Origin of the sequence: Sphingopyxis sp., from assembly GCF_035565275.1 — a bacterium.
Classification (GTDB): domain Bacteria; phylum Pseudomonadota; class Alphaproteobacteria; order Sphingomonadales; family Sphingomonadaceae; genus Sphingopyxis.
Genome location: NZ_DATMST010000078.1, coordinates 1 through 16,775 on the forward strand (window position 1 = coordinate 1; position 16,775 = coordinate 16,775).

18 protein-coding genes are annotated in these 16,775 nt (G+C 63.5%); 5 read left to right on the plus strand and 13 right to left on the minus strand.

All coding sequences use genetic code 11. The features are described 5' to 3' along the window. Nucleotides 1–121 precede the first annotated feature (121 nt). Both VN047_RS05985 and VN047_RS05990 read right to left on the minus strand, forming a co-directional pair. The gene (locus tag VN047_RS05985; protein WP_325541046.1) at nt 122–844 is read right to left on the minus strand and encodes a DUF899 domain-containing protein; all 723 of its coding nucleotides are present in this window, start codon (nt 842–844) and stop codon (nt 122–124) included. A gap of 46 nt (nt 845–890) precedes the next feature. Next, nucleotides 891–1,760 carry an alpha/beta hydrolase gene (locus tag VN047_RS05990; protein ID WP_325541048.1) on the minus strand — a complete coding sequence of 290 codons (870 nt, stop codon included), beginning with the start codon at nt 1,758–1,760 and terminating at the stop codon, nt 891–893. A 227-nt stretch (nt 1,761–1,987) separates the two neighbouring features. Between VN047_RS05990 and VN047_RS05995 the strand changes: the two genes are divergently transcribed. Then, the gene (locus VN047_RS05995; protein WP_156377338.1) at nt 1,988–2,611 is read left to right on the plus strand and encodes a retropepsin-like aspartic protease family protein; all 624 of its coding nucleotides are present in this window, start codon (nt 1,988–1,990) and stop codon (nt 2,609–2,611) included. 162 nt (nt 2,612–2,773) lie between these two features. Here VN047_RS05995 and VN047_RS06000 read toward each other — a convergent pair whose 3' ends face one another. Together VN047_RS06000 and VN047_RS06005 are read right to left on the minus strand one after the other, a co-directional pair. Next, complete coding sequence (locus tag VN047_RS06000) at nt 2,774–3,139, minus strand: hypothetical protein (RefSeq protein WP_056371625.1); 366 nt, start codon at nt 3,137–3,139, stop codon at nt 2,774–2,776. 266 nt (nt 3,140–3,405) lie between these two features. Further along, on the minus strand, nt 3,406–3,846 hold the full coding sequence (locus VN047_RS06005) for a glycine zipper 2TM domain-containing protein (RefSeq protein ID WP_056373412.1): 441 nt from the start codon (nt 3,844–3,846) through the stop codon (nt 3,406–3,408). A gap of 371 nt (nt 3,847–4,217) precedes the next feature. Between VN047_RS06005 and VN047_RS06010 the strand changes: the two genes are divergently transcribed. Beyond that, entirely contained in the window at nt 4,218–5,066 is an 849-nt protein-coding gene (locus tag VN047_RS06010; protein WP_325541095.1) for an NmrA family NAD(P)-binding protein, read from the plus strand. A 361-nt stretch (nt 5,067–5,427) separates the two neighbouring features. Here the strand turns inward: VN047_RS06010 and VN047_RS06015 are convergent, their stop codons facing one another. From VN047_RS06015 to VN047_RS06025, 3 genes are all read right to left on the minus strand, one after another. After that, nucleotides 5,428–5,916, minus strand: coding sequence for a GFA family protein (locus tag VN047_RS06015; protein WP_325541055.1), 489 nt, complete (start codon nt 5,914–5,916; stop codon nt 5,428–5,430). Between the two features lie 296 nt (nt 5,917–6,212). Further along, a complete protein-coding gene (locus VN047_RS06020; RefSeq protein WP_082521452.1) occupies nt 6,213–6,473 on the minus strand; it encodes a hypothetical protein in 261 nt (86 codons plus the stop codon). A gap of 257 nt (nt 6,474–6,730) precedes the next feature. Next, nucleotides 6,731–6,967 carry a hypothetical protein gene (locus VN047_RS06025; protein ID WP_056373414.1) on the minus strand — a complete coding sequence of 79 codons (237 nt, stop codon included), beginning with the start codon at nt 6,965–6,967 and terminating at the stop codon, nt 6,731–6,733. 275 nt (nt 6,968–7,242) lie between these two features. Here VN047_RS06025 and groES point away from each other — a divergent pair, with 275 nt between their 5' ends. Both groES and groL read left to right on the plus strand, forming a co-directional pair. After that, complete coding sequence (groES, locus tag VN047_RS06030) at nt 7,243–7,557, plus strand: co-chaperone GroES (RefSeq protein WP_325541058.1); 315 nt, start codon at nt 7,243–7,245, stop codon at nt 7,555–7,557. A gap of 46 nt (nt 7,558–7,603) precedes the next feature. After that, nucleotides 7,604–9,223, plus strand: a complete 1,620-nt coding sequence (gene groL, locus VN047_RS06035) for a chaperonin GroEL (RefSeq protein WP_325541060.1) — start codon at nt 7,604–7,606, stop codon at nt 9,221–9,223. 470 nt (nt 9,224–9,693) lie between these two features. On the opposite strand, the gene VN047_RS06040 is transcribed toward groL, so the two are convergent. Next, a complete protein-coding gene (locus VN047_RS06040) occupies nt 9,694–10,482 on the minus strand; it encodes an SDR family oxidoreductase (RefSeq protein ID WP_325541062.1) in 789 nt (262 codons plus the stop codon). Continuing rightward, entirely contained in the window at nt 10,479–10,853 is a 375-nt protein-coding gene (locus VN047_RS06045) for a nuclear transport factor 2 family protein (protein WP_325541064.1), read from the minus strand. The genes VN047_RS06040 and VN047_RS06045 overlap by 4 nt, the downstream gene beginning before the upstream one ends. Before the next feature lie 99 nt (nt 10,854–10,952). On the opposite strand from VN047_RS06045, the gene VN047_RS06050 reads away from it, so the two are divergent. Beyond that, nucleotides 10,953–11,867: a LysR family transcriptional regulator gene (locus tag VN047_RS06050; RefSeq protein WP_325541066.1), complete on the plus strand. Its 915-nt coding sequence runs from the start codon at nt 10,953–10,955 to the stop codon at nt 11,865–11,867. A gap of 163 nt (nt 11,868–12,030) precedes the next feature. Here the strand turns inward: VN047_RS06050 and VN047_RS06055 are convergent, their stop codons facing one another. Genes VN047_RS06055 through VN047_RS06070 form a run of 4 tightly spaced genes read right to left on the minus strand, consistent with a single transcriptional unit; the run spans nt 12,031 to nt 16,746 of the window. Beyond that, nucleotides 12,031–12,414, minus strand: coding sequence for a 2OG-Fe(II) oxygenase family protein (locus VN047_RS06055; protein ID WP_325541069.1), 384 nt, complete (start codon nt 12,412–12,414; stop codon nt 12,031–12,033). Nucleotides 12,415–12,433: 19 nt separating this feature from the next. Further along, a complete protein-coding gene (locus tag VN047_RS06060; protein WP_325541071.1) occupies nt 12,434–13,039 on the minus strand; it encodes a 2-oxoglutarate and iron-dependent oxygenase domain-containing protein in 606 nt (201 codons plus the stop codon). Nucleotides 13,040–13,063: 24 nt separating this feature from the next. Next, nucleotides 13,064–14,368, minus strand: a complete 1,305-nt coding sequence (locus VN047_RS06065; protein ID WP_325541073.1) for a dicarboxylate/amino acid:cation symporter — start codon at nt 14,366–14,368, stop codon at nt 13,064–13,066. Further along, a complete protein-coding gene (locus VN047_RS06070; RefSeq protein ID WP_325541074.1) occupies nt 14,365–16,746 on the minus strand; it encodes a TonB-dependent receptor in 2,382 nt (793 codons plus the stop codon). Before VN047_RS06070 ends, VN047_RS06065 begins: the two co-directional genes overlap by 4 nt. Nucleotides 16,747–16,775 lie beyond the last annotated feature (29 nt).

The following is a 16,775-nucleotide window of genomic DNA, read 5'->3' on the forward strand; positions in this document are numbered from 1 at the left end:
GCCGTGGAGCAGCAACAAGCCGGGCGCGTCAGCGCGCCCGGCCTCGCGATAGAAGAGGTTCACGCCGTCGATTTCGGCCCGCAAATGCCTGGTTTTCGGGACGCGGATCATGGGCTTCTCCTCATTGGTCACCTGTCTCGAGCGTGTCGTGCCAGGGCCACCACTCATAAGGCTTGGTCTGCGGATATCCTCTAGGCGAATCCTCCCACAGCTCCTGGCGGCCGAGCGCGGTGATATCGAGATAGTTCCAGTGATTGCCCATCTGCTCGTCGCCGCGGCCGTTCAGGAAGTAGGTCCGGAAGATCGTGTCGCCGTCGCGGATGAAGGCGTTCGTGCCGTGCCACTGATCGACACCCATATCGGCATCGAAGTCGTCGGTGAGGGTGTACCAAGGGATATAGTCCCACCCCATCCGCGCCTTCATGCGCTCGATCTTCTCCTGTGGCGCGCGCGACACAAAGGCGAGGCTGGTATCGCGCGCGTTCAGGTGAGCCGGATGATCGACCTGGTCGGCGATCGTCGAACAGCCGATACAGCCGCGGTCCGGCCAGCCCTCCACGCCGGGCTCGAAGAAGAAGCGGTAGACGACTAGCTGCCGCCGGCCCTCGAACAGGTCGAGCAGGCCTACCCTCCCTTCGGGGCCTTCGAATGCGTAGTTCTTGTCGACCTGCAGCCAGGGCATCCGCCGACGCTCGGCCGCCAGCGCATCGCGCGCCTTGGTCAGCGTCTTTTCCTTCACCAGCAGCTTTTCGCGCGCCGCTTTCCACTCTTCACGGGAGACGACCGGCGGCGTTTCCATTCCCGCCAGTTCGCTCCTTCCATCCTTGTCGGGCGATGCGGCCATGACTGTTGCTCCTCACCTGGGTGCACGCCCGCCCACGACCTCGCGCTCAGGCCGGCGCATGCACTCGCTTCAGAAAATCGCGCGTGAGGCGGACCGCCTCGTCGAGGCTCGTCTCGAGCAGCCAGTGCCCGGCATCGAGCAAATGGAGTTCGGCCTCGGGCAGATCGCGCAGGTAAGCGCGCGCCGCTTCCTCGGGCATATAGCCGTCCTGCGGACCCCAGAGGATCAGCGTCGGCGGCGCATGCTCACGTAGATAGGCCTGATAACGGGGGAACCACGCCAGATTGTCCTTAAGATCATAGATGATACGCGCCGAAATCTCCTGGCGTCTCTCGGTCATCAGGGCCCAGTGCAGTTCCCATAGATCGGGCGGAATGCGCTCGGCGAGCTCGGGACGGACGTCGTTCAGAAACTCGTCGCGGAAATGGTCTCTCGTAATGGACCCGAGCAGTTCGGCGATCCCTTCGTCGCGCTCCATCTTCCAGATGTCCTGGAGCCCGGCATATTTGGCCCCGAGGACATCTTCGTAGATATCGCCGTTCTGAATGATGAGCGCGGCGATACGGGCAGGATCGCTTATGGCGAACCGCAGGCCGATCTGCGATCCGAAGTCGTGGAGGTAGAGCGCAAATCGCTTCACGCCCAGCGCGTCGGTGAAATCCCCGAGGAAAGAGGCAAAGCCGTCGAAGTCATATGCGAAGTCGTCGGGCGTCGCGCTATAGCCCGCGCCCGGGAAGTCGGGCGCGAGCAACCGCCTACCGTCGCCGAGGCGGCGCATATAGTTGCGGAACTCATAGGATGAGCAGGGATAGCCGTGTGGCAACAGGACGACCGGCGCGTCCGGCGGCCCCGCCTCTCGATAAAAGACGTCGACGCCGTCAATGCTCGTCCGGCGATGAAATAAGGGAACGGGCATGTCGCCTCCGGGCTGCGCATGCAAAAACGCCCGGCCGCGATGGCCGTTCCTCGTTCCGCCGCTAAACGCCCATCTGATCGTCGCAATCCGCTATCACGGCGTCGCGGCGCAACGCTTACGTCGTCGAATGCCAGATCGCGAAACGGGATAAAATCCGGCTGTTTCCGGCAGTCCGCTTTTCGGTACTGGAGAGTGGAAGCCGCATCTCAATTTCCTATATGCCTTGCATGTCCGCCATCACAACCGACCTGCCCTGGCAGCAACTTGCCGTCTACGCCGCCGGCGCGGCACTGATCCTGATCCTCTTATTCCAGATTCCTTATGTCGGACGGGCACTGCGCGCGCTCTTTTCCTTCGCACTCCTTGCTTTTGGTATCTTCCTCGTCCTGCAGCACGCCCCGTTCGATCCCAACCTCTCGCGTATCACGGCCAGCCTTGGCCTCGACCGGCAGGAAGTCGTCGGCGACGAAGTCCGCATTCCGATGGCGCGCGACGGTCATTTCTGGGCGACGGTGCGCCTCGACGACACCGAGCGGCGCATGCTCGTCGACAGCGGCGCGACGATCACGGCGCTCTCGGAAGCGACTGCCAAAGCTGCGGGTATCGAGACCGATGCGACCCTTATGCCCTTGCTGATGCGGACAGCGAACGGCACCATCCGCGCTTCGGCCGGCACCGTCGAGCGGCTCGTTGTCGGCGGGATCGAGGCGCGCAGGCTTAAGGTCGTCATTTCGCCTGGGCTGGGCGGCACCGACGTGCTCGGCATGAACTTCCTCTCCGAGCTCCGCTCGTGGCGTGTCGAAGGCCGGACGCTCATTCTCGTGCCCAAGCCGAAGGCCATAGCCGCGTAGGCGAACTTCCCGGGCGGAGAGACCAAAGGTGCCCTGCGCCCCCACATCCTTGCGGCGCCACGAGAACGGCGCGAGCAGACTGGACCCTCAGGCCGTGCCGATCGACAATTCCCGCATTATGGGCGTCCCACGAGCGAGGATCCGGCCTCGCACCTATGATCTCTATTCCGCGGTGATCGGCGAGTGCTGGTGCGATGCCAGCAGCCAGACCGAAGATCGCCGCGCATAAGCCGATCCGATGAGGGCGGAATAGGCAACACCATCCGCCCTGGTGACATCGGCCCTGTAACTGATGATCGCTACATCCTCAGTCAATTTCAAAAGATGCCGATCGCTCATCTTGAGGTCACGCCAACGATTGGCGCCGGTGGCGGTCGACGCCACCTTCTCGCGCGAAAAAAGGCCGTGCATCTCTCCCGACTGCGGAAAGGCGAGCAGACATTGCTCGTCGAGGTGAGCCAGAAAATAGTCCTCCTCCTCGATCCAGAAACCTCGCTCGATTTCGAAGAGCTGTTCTTCAAGCGACATGGCCAATCCTTTTCGCGATGGAGAAGTCGATTGACCCACAACGCGCAAAGGAAATGTGTGGTTTCTTCCACAACCAGGTTCGGGCGATTACGACCGGAACCGGGAACCGACATTGCGCCGTGTGTCGGGCGATCCGTGTGCCATATTCAGCCCTGGTGATCCGGGTGGCGCGGTCGCTCCGAAATCCGCCAATCATTTATTGCAGCCGAGCTTTGCGGTACCGGCTTAGAGCCGCTGTCGACGGCTTCAAACCGAAGCTTCCGCCCCTAACGGCAGCGAACATTGTTGCGGTCGATTGCGGTGCCTACCGCTGCGCCGCCGACCGCGCCCAGGATCGTGCCGAGCGTTTCGGAGCGGCCGGGCGCGACGACGTTGCCGACCACAGCGCCCGCAATGCCGCCGACGATCAGTCCGGTCGAACCGTCGTTGCGGCGGCAATAATATTTATCGTCGCGTCCACGATAGACGCGGTCGTTGTTCGACAGCCGGCGTTCGCGATAGCGGCGGTCGTTGCGGTAATATTGGTCGGCATAATAGCCGCCATGGCGGGGATCTGGCCGGTCATAATCGTAGCGGCCGTACTGGTCGTAATAGGCGCGATCGTAATAGCCATAGCCGCCGTCGTCATAGGCGTAGCCGTCGCCGGTCGTGGCGCAGCCCGCGAGCAGGGTCGCGGCGGCGAGGGGCAGGATGATCAGCTTGTTCATCGACATCACTCCATCTGGATTGCGTGCCGGGCCAAGCGGGCGGGGCATGCATTCGCCCCTCACTCCCTTAGACCCGTGAGGGTCGAGCAGGTTCCATTTAGCGGCAGTGATCGACGACTCCTTCGCGCGATAGTGTTCCGGCCCTCCGTCGCGCTTCACACGTGCGTCTCTCCGGCTCCGGATTTAACCTATCGCGATCGAGCTGGCCCCGGCGCGAAATGCCCAATAGCGGACGTTTCGGACTGCCCGGCTGGACGCACAGGCCAGCCTGTTCCCGTTCGGTAGCTGCGCGATCAGGGGCTAGGGCACGGAAACTATCCGTATAATTGTCCGTTGGCATGATCGATTGGAGAAGGTTGATGCATATCGTTATGGGGGCTACCGGGCACGTCGGATCCGCAGTGGCGGAGACGCTCCTTGCGCTGGGCGAACCGGTCGGAATCATCACGCACGATCCGGAGCATGCCGACAGCTGGCGCGACACGAAGGCCGAGATCATCGAAGCCGATGTGAACGATGTGCCGTCGCTGCGCGCGGCCTTCCAACGCGGACGGCGCGCCTTCTTGCTCAATCCGCCCGCCGACATAAGCACGGACACCGACAGCGAGGAGCGGAGCACCGCCGCTAATATTCTTGCCGCACTCTCCGGTTCCGGACTGGAGAAAATCGTCGCGGAATCCACTGCCGGGGCGCAGCCGGGGAACCGTATCGGCGACCTCAATGTCTTGTGGGAGTTCGAGGAAGGATTGCGCGGCCAGGATATTCCCGCGGCGATCAACCGCGCGCCCTATTATTTCAGCAATTGGGACGAGCAGCTCGATTCGATACGCGCAACCGGAAAGCTGCAGACGATGTACCCTGCCGACCTCGCGCTGCCGATGGCCGCGCCGCGCGATCTGGGAAAGGCTGCTGCGGATCGGCTGCTAGCCCCGGCCGCCGACGCCGGCGTCCGTTATGTCGAAGGACCGGATCGCTATTCCTCGAACGACGTGGCGCAGGCATTTTCCGATGCTCTCGGAATCCCGGTCGAGGTCGTCGTGACGCCGCGCGAACAATGGGAGGCGGCCTTTCGCAAACTCGGCTTTTCGGAGCCTGCCGCCAATTCCTACGCCCGGATGACCGCGGTCAGCCTCGACGGCGGGTTCGATTACGACGAGAGGTCCATCCGGGGAGCAACAACGCTCGGCGAGTATATTCGGCAGCTGGTGGCGCGATCATAATGGTCTCGCCGGGCTCGGCCGCTACTCAGGATACGGAGCAAAGTGGAACTGACCGTATTGGGATGGTCCGCTCCAAGGCGAAAGTTAAGCAAATCATGGCCCGAAGCGCTATTGGATTGTCGACTTCTTCATCCTATTTTTCCGGCCTGTTATCTGATCCGCGATACACGATATAGAGCCACTCTAGCCCAATCAGAACCCACGCCGGCCCATGCCAATCATCGGACAGATCGCGGCTGAGATATAATTCGCTCAGTCCAACGACACCGCATAGGAGTGCGAGGGCCGCAGCCGAGAAATACCGTCGGGTCCGCGGGATCACTTGCTTCCCTGCATGGAGCAGCCGCTGCAGCCCATAGCGCTAATCGACCCAGAGGCCCCGGGCCCGGTGCCACTCCTCCAACGCGTCCTCGGGATATTCTTCGAAGCACTGGTCGTCCGGGCCGATCAGGGGTTCGACCCAGGATGCCTTCGACGCGAGCATCATGTGCACGCTCGACGGAGCCTTGGGCAGGTCGCTGTCAATTGCTGAGGCGAACGGATGAAACAGATCAGGATATTCCGGGCTATACACCCATAGCGCGCTGGCGCATTTAGCGCAGAAATGGCGCTCGGCCGCGCTGAGCTCGCACCCGCCCCGCCCGTTGTTCAGCTCGGCATGAAAGGCCGCAGTCTCGCCTTCCACTCTCAGCGTTCGCTTGTCGGCGTGGAGATTGATCGCGTATCCTCCGCCGCCGGCGGTCTTCCTGCATATCGAGCAATAGCAGCGCATGAATGGGACGGGCGCGTGGCTGTCAGCGGAGAAACGGACCTCTCCACAGCGGCACGACCCTTTGAGCTTGAGGGGCATACTCGGCTCCTTTCACATCGGAAACTTGCGAAACGGAGTGCGGTTGCCTCGGCTACGCGTCGAAAATTAACCGCTGGAGCTGGCCGCTTCAAGTCAGTCAGCTTCAGGGTGGATTTGGGGAAAGCGGCCGTTCGCGATCGTCAGCACGCCATATCGTCAGCACGCTATGAGGTGAGGCCGTTCGGTGCCATCGCCATTGTTGGGTCAGCACGACGTACCGTACCTGCGACCGCAGCGTTGCCAACCGCGTTCACGAAAACCGCCCCTAAGGCGCACGCCGCGCGTCCTCCCCTTCCCTATCGCGCTGCAGCGCCGTTTGGTTTCGCGTGCGCCTCGGCGGCGTGGGCTGGTTGCGAAGCGAGCATCGCGTCATGTTCGAGAAAGACGCGTTCGATCTCTTCGCGCTTGTCGAACAGGAGCTTGGCGACGCCCGCGGTCATGCCGCCCTCTTCACCGACGCGCCCGAGCACGCCTGCGAGATCGGCGAGCGTCGCCTTTTCTGGGGTCGAGTGAAGGCCTCCCTTGGTATCGCGATAGGCTGTGCATTCAGTCGCCATTGCCATCTCCTTCGCAAGAACGGGCGGTGATGAAACGCGCCGGCAGCCAAATAGTGCCGATGCGCCGGCCGGCGCCGGCAATATACCGCGGCGCGCACTCACCCGTTTCACGGGACCTCGATGATACCGCCCACCGCGCACTACTCGGCCGGCCGGATCAGCGCGTCGTGCGCGGCCCGCCGAATGGAGCGCGGTCCCGATCTCGTGCCGTCAGCGATCGAGGAAATCGAAAGAGCACCGGCAAAAGACCGCGTCGGTCATCGTCCCTGCGCGCATTGCTCGCTGCTTCGGTCGAGTGAGCGCAGCGCGGCGAGAACGTCGTCGACGGGCACGGCGCGACGCGCACCGGGCGGCTTCCGGAGCGCCGGCTTGTCGCGAACCGCCGAACGGTCGGACGCCCAGGATGCGAGGAGTGCGCGTTTGACCTCGGGCTCGAGGCTCGGGTGACGCGCGACGTCGAACGGATGCAGAAAACGGGAAAATGGCTCGGACATGATCGTGCCTCCTTCCTTGTCGCCATTCCTTTTCACCAGACGCGGCCTGCTTGCCGCGCGCACATGAATTTTGGAAGCGAATCGAGTCGCGTCAAGAGGCGAAATCGCTACCAAGCCGCTGAAATGCGGCGTGCTGGCAGTCATCGCCTGCAAGTGCCAAAAAATTTTGCGGGACCCTCTTGAAGCGAAAAAATCCGCTTCCTAGCTCTTCGGCGCCGCGCGTCCCGGACAGGCGCGCAGGCTATCATATCGTTATGCAATCATGGAGGTTATGCATGCATTTCCGTCCCTTGCACGACCGTGTGGTCGTCCGCCGCATCGAAGCCGAGGAGAAGACCTCGGGCGGCATCATCATCCCCGACACCGCCAAGGAAAAGCCGCAGGAAGGCGAAGTCGTCGCCGTCGGTCCGGGCGTCCGCGCCGAGGACGGCACCATCGCCGCGCTCGATGTGAAGACCGGCGACCGGATCCTGTTCGGCAAATGGTCGGGCACCGAGGTCCGCATCGACGGCGAGGAACTGCTCATCATGAAGGAGAGCGACATCCTCGGCGTCATCGAGCAGGCCGAGGCGCTCAAGCAGGCGGCCTGATGCCGCACTCGTCACCAACTGAAAGGACAGCAAGAAGGAGGTCAAAATGGCTGCCAAGGAAGTGAAATTTGCGTCGGACGCGCGTGATCGCATGCTGCGCGGCGTGGATACGCTTGCGAATGCAGTGAAGGTCACGCTGGGCCCGAAGGGCCGCAACGTGGTGATCGACAAAAGCTTCGGCGCGCCGCGCATCACCAAGGACGGCGTCACCGTTGCCAAGGAAATCGAGCTTGCCGACAAGTTCGAGAATATGGGTGCGCAGATGCTGCGCGAGGTCGCATCGAAACAGAACGACAAGGCCGGCGATGGCACCACGACCGCGACGGTGCTCGCGCAGGCGATCGTCCGCGAAGGCTCGAAGGCGGTCGCCGCGGGAATGAACCCGATGGACGTCAAGCGCGGCATCGACCTCGCGGTGACCAGGGTCGTCGAGGACCTCAAGGCGCACGCCAAGTCGGTCGAGGCGAACAGCGAGATCGCGCAGGTCGCGACGATCTCGGCCAATGGCGACGAAGAGGTTGGGAAGATCCTCGCCGAGGCGATGGAGAAGGTCGGCAATGAGGGCGTGATCACCGTCGAGGAAGCCAAAAGCCTCGCGACCGAGCTCGAGACGGTCGAGGGCATGCAGTTCGACCGCGGCTACCTGAGCCCCTATTTCATCACCAACGCCGAGAAGCTGAAGGTCGAACTCGACGATCCGTACATCCTCATCCACGAGAAGAAGCTCTCGAACCTGCAGGCTATGCTGCCGCTCCTCGAAAGCGTCGTTCAGTCGGGCCGGCCGCTGCTGATCATCGCCGAGGATGTCGAGGGCGACGCGCTCGCGACGCTCGTCGTCAACCGCCTGCGCGGCGGGCTCAAGGTCGCCGCCGTCAAGGCGCCGGGCTTCGGCGATCGCCGCAAGGCGATGCTCGAGGATATCGCGGTCCTCTCCGGCGGCAATGTCGTCAGCGAGGACCTCGGCATCAAGCTCGAGAGCGTCACGGTCAACATGCTCGGGCGCGCGAAAAAGGTCGTCATCGACAAGGATAATACGACGATCGTCGACGGCGTCGGCGCGAAGTCCGACATCGATGGCCGGGTCGCGCAGATCCGCCAGCAGATCGAGACCACGACAAGCGATTACGACCGCGAGAAGCTGCAGGAGCGGCTCGCCAAGCTTGCGGGCGGCGTCGCGGTGATCCGCGTCGGCGGCGCGACCGAGGTCGAGGTTAAGGAGAAGAAGGACCGCGTCGACGACGCCCTCCACGCGACGCGCGCGGCCGTGGAAGAAGGCATTCTTCCGGGCGGCGGCATCGCGCTACTCCGCTCGCTGAAAGCGCTCGAGGGCCTCAAGGCTGCGAACGACGACCAGCAGTCGGGCATCGACATCGTCCGCCGGGCGCTCCGCGCACCGGCGCGTCAGATCGCCGACAATGCCGGCGAGGATGGCGCATGGATCGTCGGCAAGCTGCTCGAGAGTGAAGAGTATAGCTGGGGCTTCAACGCCGCCACCGGCGAGTATCAGGACCTTGTCAAAGCGGGCGTGATCGACCCCGCCAAGGTCGTGCGCACCGCGCTGCAGGACGCGGCCTCGGTCGCCTCGCTGCTGATCACAACCGAGGCGCTCGTCGCCGAGCTGCCGAAGGAAGAGAAGGCCGCGCCGATGCCGGCGATGGACTTCTGACGAGATAGGGCGGCGGGCGACCGCCGCCCTATCCCCTTCATGCTCGCAACCAAGGAGAATGCGGAGGGAAGTGTCATGCCCTTTTACGGCAGTCAAAGCGTTCGCGGCTGCTCAGCCCAACTGCAGCTGCGACACGGAAACGAGGCCAAGCAGCTCGTGGCTCGGCAACTCGAATGGGCGCGTGAACGCGGCAACGGTCAGGAAATCGCTTATTGGAGCGCGGTCCTTGAAGACCTCGCGAGCCTGCCATCTTAGCGTTCCATAGGCACGACGGATGATAAAGTTGTCACCGCCGCGCCACCGCGCAGAATCCGTCTTGGCCGGTGGCGGTCAGACCGCTTTCCAGCGCGCCGCAGCTTGAACGGACATTCGACCTGCAACCCTCTCGGTGTAAACGAGATGCTCTAACCTCGTGCCTGGGCTTGTCGCATGCCGACTCCCGCCATTGGTGCGGACGTCGGACGATGTCCTCAGACAGTTCGAACGGTGCCGCCGTCGATGATGAATTCAGCGCCATGGATTGCGGCGGCGCGATCCGAGGCAAGATAGGCGATAAGGTCGGCGACCTCGTCTGGCTCCGCTCCACGCCCGATCGGGATCCCGCCCAAACCGTCGAGGACGGCTTGGCGGGCGTCCTCGATCGTGCCGCCATTGGCGGCCTGAAGGCGCTCCAGAAAGTGAACGGTCGACTCGGTCATGATCCAACCGGGAGAGACGGCGTTGACCCGCACGCCCTTCGGCCCCAGCTCCTTGGAGATGGATTTGCTGTAGGTCCTGAGCGCGGCCTTTGCGGCGGCGTAACCGGTGGTCGAATCCGGAAGCGGCAGGATCGACTGGATGGAGGTAACGTGGACTACCTTCCCGGAACTTTGTTCGATCATGTGCGGGATCAGGAGGCGGTCAAGGCGGACCGTGGCAAGCAGGTTCAGGTTCAGTTCGGCGAGCCAGTGATCGTCGGTCAAAGCGGCGAAGCCGCCACCCGGCGAAGATGAGCCGCCGATCACATGGGCGAGGATATCCACGCCCCCCATATGCGCGAGCGCGGCGGCTGCCAGCATTTCGCCGCCCTCGGTAGTCGTCAGGTCCGCCCGGACGAATTCGGCGCCGGCAACGGGATCAGGGTTTTCGCGGGCGGCGGTGATGACGCGGGCGCCACCCTCAAGGAAACGCTCTACGGTTGCGCGGCCCAAGCCCTTGGTACCGCCACTGACGACGACGCGCTTGCCCGCAAACTCGGTCGGATAGGCCCGGACGCTCATAGCGTGATCTCCAGCTTCTTGATCGCCCCGTTTTCGAGCGTGAAGGCGTAGGTGAAGCGGATCGGGCTACCCTTGAAGTTGCCATGGGCGGGGCCTTCGACCACGATCTGACCATTCTCCTGGCAGGCGCCATCGGGCGTGAAGATCGCTTTTACCGCCACGACCTCTTCCTCGAACAAGGTCCTGAGTTGGGCGTGGCCTTCGAGACGGCGTCCGACATCGATGAGGACCGCATCGGCCGCGAAGGGTTGCAGCATACCGTCCACATCGAGCCGGGCGTTGGCCTCGATATAGTTGGCTATCGGCCTGGGCAACGCTTCAACGACCTTGTCCGCATCGCGGCGATCATCGGCTGGGGCATCGGTCTGCATGACAAGTCTCCTTCGGTTTGGCTTGTCTCCATCATAAGGGTCGGCCACTATTCCAAGAAGTGGGCCAATAATGGATGATGTAGTGAAGGATTCGGGATAATGTCGCGACTGGCGCTTCGAGATTTCGACGCGGTGCTCGCGGTCGCGCGGCGCACATCCTTCCGGCAGGCTGCGATCGATCTGGGCATGTCGACGACCGCGCTCAGCCATATGATCGCGAGGATCGAAGCGGAGCTGGGCGTGCGCCTTTTCAACCGGACGACGCGGAGCGTGGCGCTGACCGATGCGGGACGGATTTTCGTCGATCGCCTTGGCCCCTCGCTTCAGGACGTGCGCGAAGCCATAGAGATCGTCCGCGAACGCCGCGCGACGCCAACGGGCACGTTGCGGATCAATGCGCCGCCCTTCGCCGCGCGCTCGCCGGTGTTCACCGAACTTCTTCTGGAATATGCCCGCCGCTACCCTGACATGCATGTCGACCTGGTGACCGAGGGGCAGCTTCGCGACATCGTCGCCGAAGGTTTCGATCTCGGCGTTCGCGTCGCGTCCCTCGTCCCTTCCGACATGATCGCGCTGTCGCTTGGCGAGTCCCAGCGCTTCGCCGTGGTTGCGTCGCCGGCCTATATGGCGGAGCGTCCCCGGCCGCTTGTGCCGACCGATCTTCTTGGCCACGTCTGCATCCGCGTCCGCTTGCCCGATGGCTCGCTTTACCGCTGGCATTTCGCGAAAGGCGGCGACACGGCGCAGGTCGAGGTGAGCGGTTCCACGACGTTCGACGAACTCGCAGTCTCGCGCGCGGCGGTGCTGGCGGGCTTCGGTATCGGCTTCTTCTTTGAACAGGACGTAATCGCCGACATCAAAGACGGAAGGCTCGTCCGGTTGCTCGAGGATTGGACCCCGCCCTTCCCGGGCCTCAGCCTCTATTATCCGGGCCGAAGGCATCCTTCCGCCGGTCTTGCAGCGTTTCTAGCATTGGCCCGCGAGCGCGCTTCCGCAACGAGCAGCAGCAGTTGAAGCCCGGCACGAGGGTCCACCATCGCTGGAACGGAGCACAGACCGCTTCTTCAACCGTTTGCTCGAAGCATCACGGTTCAAGCACCGATCTTCAAAAATCATCAATGGCCGATTGTGGTCGGTCAGCTTTCGGATCGAAATCGGCCTAAAGCGGACAATGAAATCATAGCCCCCCTCCTTCCAATTTCGAACCAGCGAGCTCAGGGAAGACCTTACTCACCTTGCCGATCAGATAGTCGCCGTAGGTGCCGATCTCTGCATGGAAATCGACTGCATCCCAGCGCGTCCCGCCTGCTACCGCCCCGCCTTCGATCAGCAGCGGTTCGACCGGAGCGGTAAAAGCGGGGTCGAAGAACAGCGGAAAGGAATAGCGTGAGACGCCAGCGCGGTTGACGACGCGGTGTGGCGCCGAACGGAAACGTCCACGCGTCAACCGTTCGAACATATCGCCTACATTGATCACGAGCGCATCGCCATGCGGCGGCACGTCGATCCAACGCTCGCGCGTCCGCACTTCGAGCCCGCCCTTGTCGTCCTGCCCGAGCAAAGTGAGCAGGCCATAATCGCTATGCTCGCCGACACCGAAGGCCTCCTCGGATGCGGCACCAAAACCGGTGGCGGGAGTGGAAGATGCGGAACAAGAGGGTCGGATTGAGCGTCAGACCGCGCGCGAAATGATTGGCATCGAGCCCGAGTGCCAGCGCCATTCCGCGCATGAGCGCCTCACCCGCGCGGGTCGCGGCGTCGAGATAGACTTCGACCGCCGGACGCAACGCCGGTACGGCGTCGGGCGAGAGGTTCGCGCCGTGGAGAGGCAGGCCCGCGGCGACGCGCGGATCGTCATCGCCAAGTTCCTCACCTAAATAGAGCCCTTCCTTCAAGTCGGGAATGCCTAAGGTCAGTTCGCCCGCGAGCGGAAACCAACCGCGCCATGCGCTCCCGCCTTTGTCCATGGCGATCTTTGCCTTGTCGCTATCGGGCAGTTCGAAGAAGGCGCGGCTCGCGGCGAGCAGGTTGGCAACCACTATGGGAGCAATGCCATGCCCGGTCGCATAGAAGAAACCAAAATCGCGGCAAGCTGCGTCGATTTGCTGCGCTGTAGACCCAACGGCCGCCGCGTCCGACATGCACCGCAGCGGTTTGATATCGATTACGGGCAAGCTTTGCGCCATGTCCCTCCCCTATCGCAAAGTGGCTCAGGCGAGAAACGGCTCCCCGGACCGCCGCTCATTCGCGACCTCCTGCAACAACCCGGCACGCTTCGCGACAACCGTCGGCACGAGCGCCTGCCCCGCGACATTCACCGCAGTCCGCCCCATATCGAGGATCGGGTCGATCGCGAGCAGCAGCCCGACACCTTCGAGTGGCAAGCCGAGCGTCGAAAGAGTCAGCGTCAGCATCACCGTGGCGCCGGTCAGCCCCGCAGTGGCCGCCGAGCCGAGGACCGAAACGAGGACGATCAGCAGACAATCGTCGATGCCGAGACGGACGCCATAGAATTGCGCGACGAAGATCGCCGCGATGGCGGGATAGATGGCTGCGCAGCCGTCCATCTTCGTCGTCGCCCCGAGCGGTACCGCAAAGGCTGCATAGGCGGGCGGGACACCGAGGCGGCGTTCGACCACCTCCTGCGTCACCGGCAGCGTGCCAATCGACGAGCGTGATACGAAACCGAGCTGGATCGCCGGCCAGGCGGCGCGAAAGAAATACAGCGGGGAAATGCCGTTCGCCCACAGCAGCAACGGATAAACGAGTGCGACGACAAGGATCAGCCCAGCATAGACTGCAATCGCGAACTGGCCCAGCGAACCAAGTGCATCCCAGCCGTAACGCGCAATCGCGTCGCCGATCAGCGCTGCGGTGCCGATCGGGGTCAGCCGGATTACCCACAGCAGCATTCGTTTGAAGATTGCGAGCAGCGATGCGTTGAACCCCAGAAAGGCCTCGCCCGCCGGCCCCACGCGAACCGCTGCGGTGCCGACCGCGATGGCCAGTACAATAATCTGCAGCACGTTGAATGACAGGCCGGTCGTGGCGACACCATCGGCGAGCTTCGTCGATGCCGACAGGCCGAGAAAATTGGCCGGCACGAGCCCTTTGAGGAAATCGAGCCACGTCCCGCTCGTCGATGGTGCGGCAGCAGCCGAAGCGTCGACCCCAGTCCGAAGCCCGGGTTCGAGAAGCACCCCGAGCGCGATGCCGATGACGACCGCAATCAGCGCCGTCGCGGCAAACCAGAGCAGCGTCTGCACAACGAGGCGCGCCGCGTTGTGCAGATCCTTGAGCGCCGCGATCGAGGCGACAATCGCGGCGAAGACCAACGGCGGCACGAGCGCGCGGAGCAATTGCACGAAGATCGAGCCGACCGTCTGCAATGCTTCGGCGAGCGCGCTCGCCTCGCCGAGATTGCGCGCCCAGAAGCCAAGCCCGACACCCAGCGCGAGGCCGATCAGGACCTGCGCGCCGAAAGACGGAAAGCGAACTCTGGGCGCAGCGCTCACCAGGTGAGTCCGATGCGGGCATAGAGGTAGCGCCCGTTGAAACCGAAGGGCGAATAATAGGGAAAGCCGATGACCCCGGTCGAGTTGAGCCCGGCGGGCGTTGCGTCGGGATAGACATCGAAGAGATTGCTCGCCCCGAGCGCGACCTGCGCACCCTTGGCGGGTGCATAGCGCAGTTCGAGATCGGTGATGACATGCTTGCCGGTCAATATGTCGGCCGAGCCGTTCGCGGCGCTGCCCGGCTGGTTGACGCTGCCATAATAGGTAGCGCGTAAGGTCGCGCCCAGCGCATCGCCCGCCCAGTCGACCGCGCCCGACACCTTCTCGCGCGGCGTCCCCTCCTCGAGCGTCAGGATACGCGCACGGCCGAGCAGGGTCGGCGCGGGATTGAGCGTAGCTGTCGAGGTCGGCACGCGCGTCACATCGACGTCGTTGAAATTCGCCGCGACGGTGAAATCGAAGGTCCCGAGATTCGCGGTCCGCGCTTTGTAAGCGGCGACGATGTCGATGCCCTGCGTCTTCGAACGCACGCCGTTGATGAAGAAACGCGCCGCCTGAACCTCGCGCGGATCGAGGATCGCGTTGATCGGATCGCCCGGCACGCCCGTACCGCGAATGTTTTCCGATAGCGCAATCTGGTTGCGGATCTTGATCTGATAGGCATCGACCGTCAGGCTGAACGCACCGCTGTGGATCACGCCACCGAGCGAGAAGTTGGTCGACTTCTCGGGCTCAAGCGGCAGGCCGCCAAGCGCGACAGCGACGGGGTCGATCGAGGGATAGTGGCCGGTGAGCAGCACATTGCCGCTGTCGACCACCGAAGTGATCGAGGTATAATATTGCTGTTGCAGCGACGGCGCGCGAAAGCCCGTTGAGGCGGTGCCGCGCAGCGCGAGCCAGTCGGTCGCGTCGAAGCGCGCCGAGACCTTGCCATTCGCCGTCGATCCGAAGTCCGAATAATCCTCGACCCGGCCTGCCACTGCGACGAGGAAGCGCGACGTTAGCTCGGCTTCGACGTCGATATAAGCGCTGAGGTTGCGGCGATGCGCATCGACGGTGTTGAGCGGCGAAAAGCCGGGAAAGCCCTGTGCTCCGCCATTCTGATACGATTCAGCCTCACCGGGCGCGATCTTGTATCCTTCGCGGCGCCATTCGGCACCGAACGCCAGGTTGAGCGATTGAAAGACGTCGAACTTGCGCGAGACATCAAGGCCGCCGATCCATTGATCGTAAGTGACCGCGCCGTCGTAAAATTCGGTCGGCGAATTGTTGCCGAGGCTGTAATTCGCCGTATCAAGCGTGCGGAAGGCGATGCGGTTGCGGCCGTAGCTGAGGTTCAGGTCGACATTCCATTCGCCGACATCGCCGCGTAGCCCGACCGCGCTCGTCAGGTTGCGCGACTTGGTGTTGATCAGCGGCAGAAAGCCGTCGGGCCAGATGCCACCGACGGTATAAGCGGCGCCGACGACCGACGGGATGCGCGGGAAAGCCGCGCTCTTGCTGTCGCGGTCCTGATAGCCGACCCAACCGTAAAGCTGGAGCGCCTCGGTGACATTGACGCCCGCATTGGCGAAGACGGTCGCCTGCTCGACTTCGGGATCGCCGAAGCGGCTGGTGACGCGGTTCGGAGTGACGCGCGGATCGAAATCGCCGCGGTTGGTCGGCTTGCGGTCGACATATTCGCCCGAGATGGTGAGGAAGCCGTCGTTACCGAAGCCAATTCCCTGCCAGCCTGAAACCGTAAGCACAGGCTCGCCGGTCTTGCTACGGCTGCCGCGCGCGGTGTCGATGTCGGTCGCGTAAAATCCATAGGTCGCCGACACGCCGCCGCCTTCACGCGCTTCGCGGAGCCGCAGGTTGATGACGCCTGCAATCGCATCCGAACCATATTGCGCCGCAGCGCCGTCGCGCAGCACCTCGATCCGGTCGAGCGCGACGGTCGGGATGGTGTTGAGGTCGACCGATGCGGCGCCCCGCCCGACGCTGCCATTGACGTTGAGAAGCGCAGACGTGTGGCCGCGGACGCCGTTGATCAGCACGAGCGTCTGGTCGGGCGAGAGACCGCGCAGCGTCGCAGGGCGGATCGCGTCGGTGCCGTCGACCGCCGACGAGCGTTTGAAGTCGATCGACGGCGCGACCGTCGCGAGCGCCTGCCCCAGTTCGGTCGAGCCCTGACGCCGTAACGTCTCACCGCCGAGCACGTCGACCGGCGCGGGCGAGTCGAGGCGCGAGCGTCCGGCAGCACGCGTGCCCGTCACGATGATCTCGTCGCCGTCGCTGCTCGCAACATCGGCGTCAGCCGCTTCCTGCGCCTGGACGGGTGCGGCAGCCAGCGCGATCGCGAGCAGGCTCGCGGCGGCGAGATAAGTATTTGTCATTGGGGGAGTCCTCCTTGGATATGGTCGGT

Bases quoted from the DNA above. Each gene is read 5' to 3' on its own strand.
- VN047_RS05985 (WP_325541046.1), bottom strand. From the start codon at position 844: ATGGCCGCATCGCCCGACAAGGATGGAAGGAGCGAACTGGCGGGAATG.
- VN047_RS05990 (WP_325541048.1), bottom strand. From the start codon at position 1,760: ATGCCCGTTCCCTTATTTCATCGCCGGACGAGCATTGACGGCGTCGAC.
- VN047_RS05995 (WP_156377338.1), top strand. From the start codon at position 1,988: ATGTCCGCCATCACAACCGACCTGCCCTGGCAGCAACTTGCCGTCTAC.
- VN047_RS06000 (WP_056371625.1), bottom strand. From the start codon at position 3,139: ATGTCGCTTGAAGAACAGCTCTTCGAAATCGAGCGAGGTTTCTGGATC.
- VN047_RS06005 (WP_056373412.1), bottom strand. From the start codon at position 3,846: ATGAACAAGCTGATCATCCTGCCCCTCGCCGCCGCGACCCTGCTCGCG.
- VN047_RS06010 (WP_325541095.1), top strand. From the start codon at position 4,218: ATGGGGGCTACCGGGCACGTCGGATCCGCAGTGGCGGAGACGCTCCTT.
- VN047_RS06015 (WP_325541055.1), bottom strand. From the start codon at position 5,916: ATGCCCCTCAAGCTCAAAGGGTCGTGCCGCTGTGGAGAGGTCCGTTTC.
- VN047_RS06020 (WP_082521452.1), bottom strand. From the start codon at position 6,473: ATGGCGACTGAATGCACAGCCTATCGCGATACCAAGGGAGGCCTTCAC.
- VN047_RS06025 (WP_056373414.1), bottom strand. From the start codon at position 6,967: ATGTCCGAGCCATTTTCCCGTTTTCTGCATCCGTTCGACGTCGCGCGT.
- groES (WP_325541058.1), top strand. From the start codon at position 7,243: ATGCATTTCCGTCCCTTGCACGACCGTGTGGTCGTCCGCCGCATCGAA.
- groL (WP_325541060.1), top strand. From the start codon at position 7,604: ATGGCTGCCAAGGAAGTGAAATTTGCGTCGGACGCGCGTGATCGCATG.
- VN047_RS06040 (WP_325541062.1), bottom strand. From the start codon at position 10,482: ATGAGCGTCCGGGCCTATCCGACCGAGTTTGCGGGCAAGCGCGTCGTC.
- VN047_RS06045 (WP_325541064.1), bottom strand. From the start codon at position 10,853: ATGCAGACCGATGCCCCAGCCGATGATCGCCGCGATGCGGACAAGGTC.
- VN047_RS06050 (WP_325541066.1), top strand. From the start codon at position 10,953: ATGTCGCGACTGGCGCTTCGAGATTTCGACGCGGTGCTCGCGGTCGCG.
- VN047_RS06060 (WP_325541071.1), bottom strand. From the start codon at position 13,039: ATGGCGCAAAGCTTGCCCGTAATCGATATCAAACCGCTGCGGTGCATG.
- VN047_RS06070 (WP_325541074.1), bottom strand. From the start codon at position 16,746: ATGACAAATACTTATCTCGCCGCCGCGAGCCTGCTCGCGATCGCGCTG.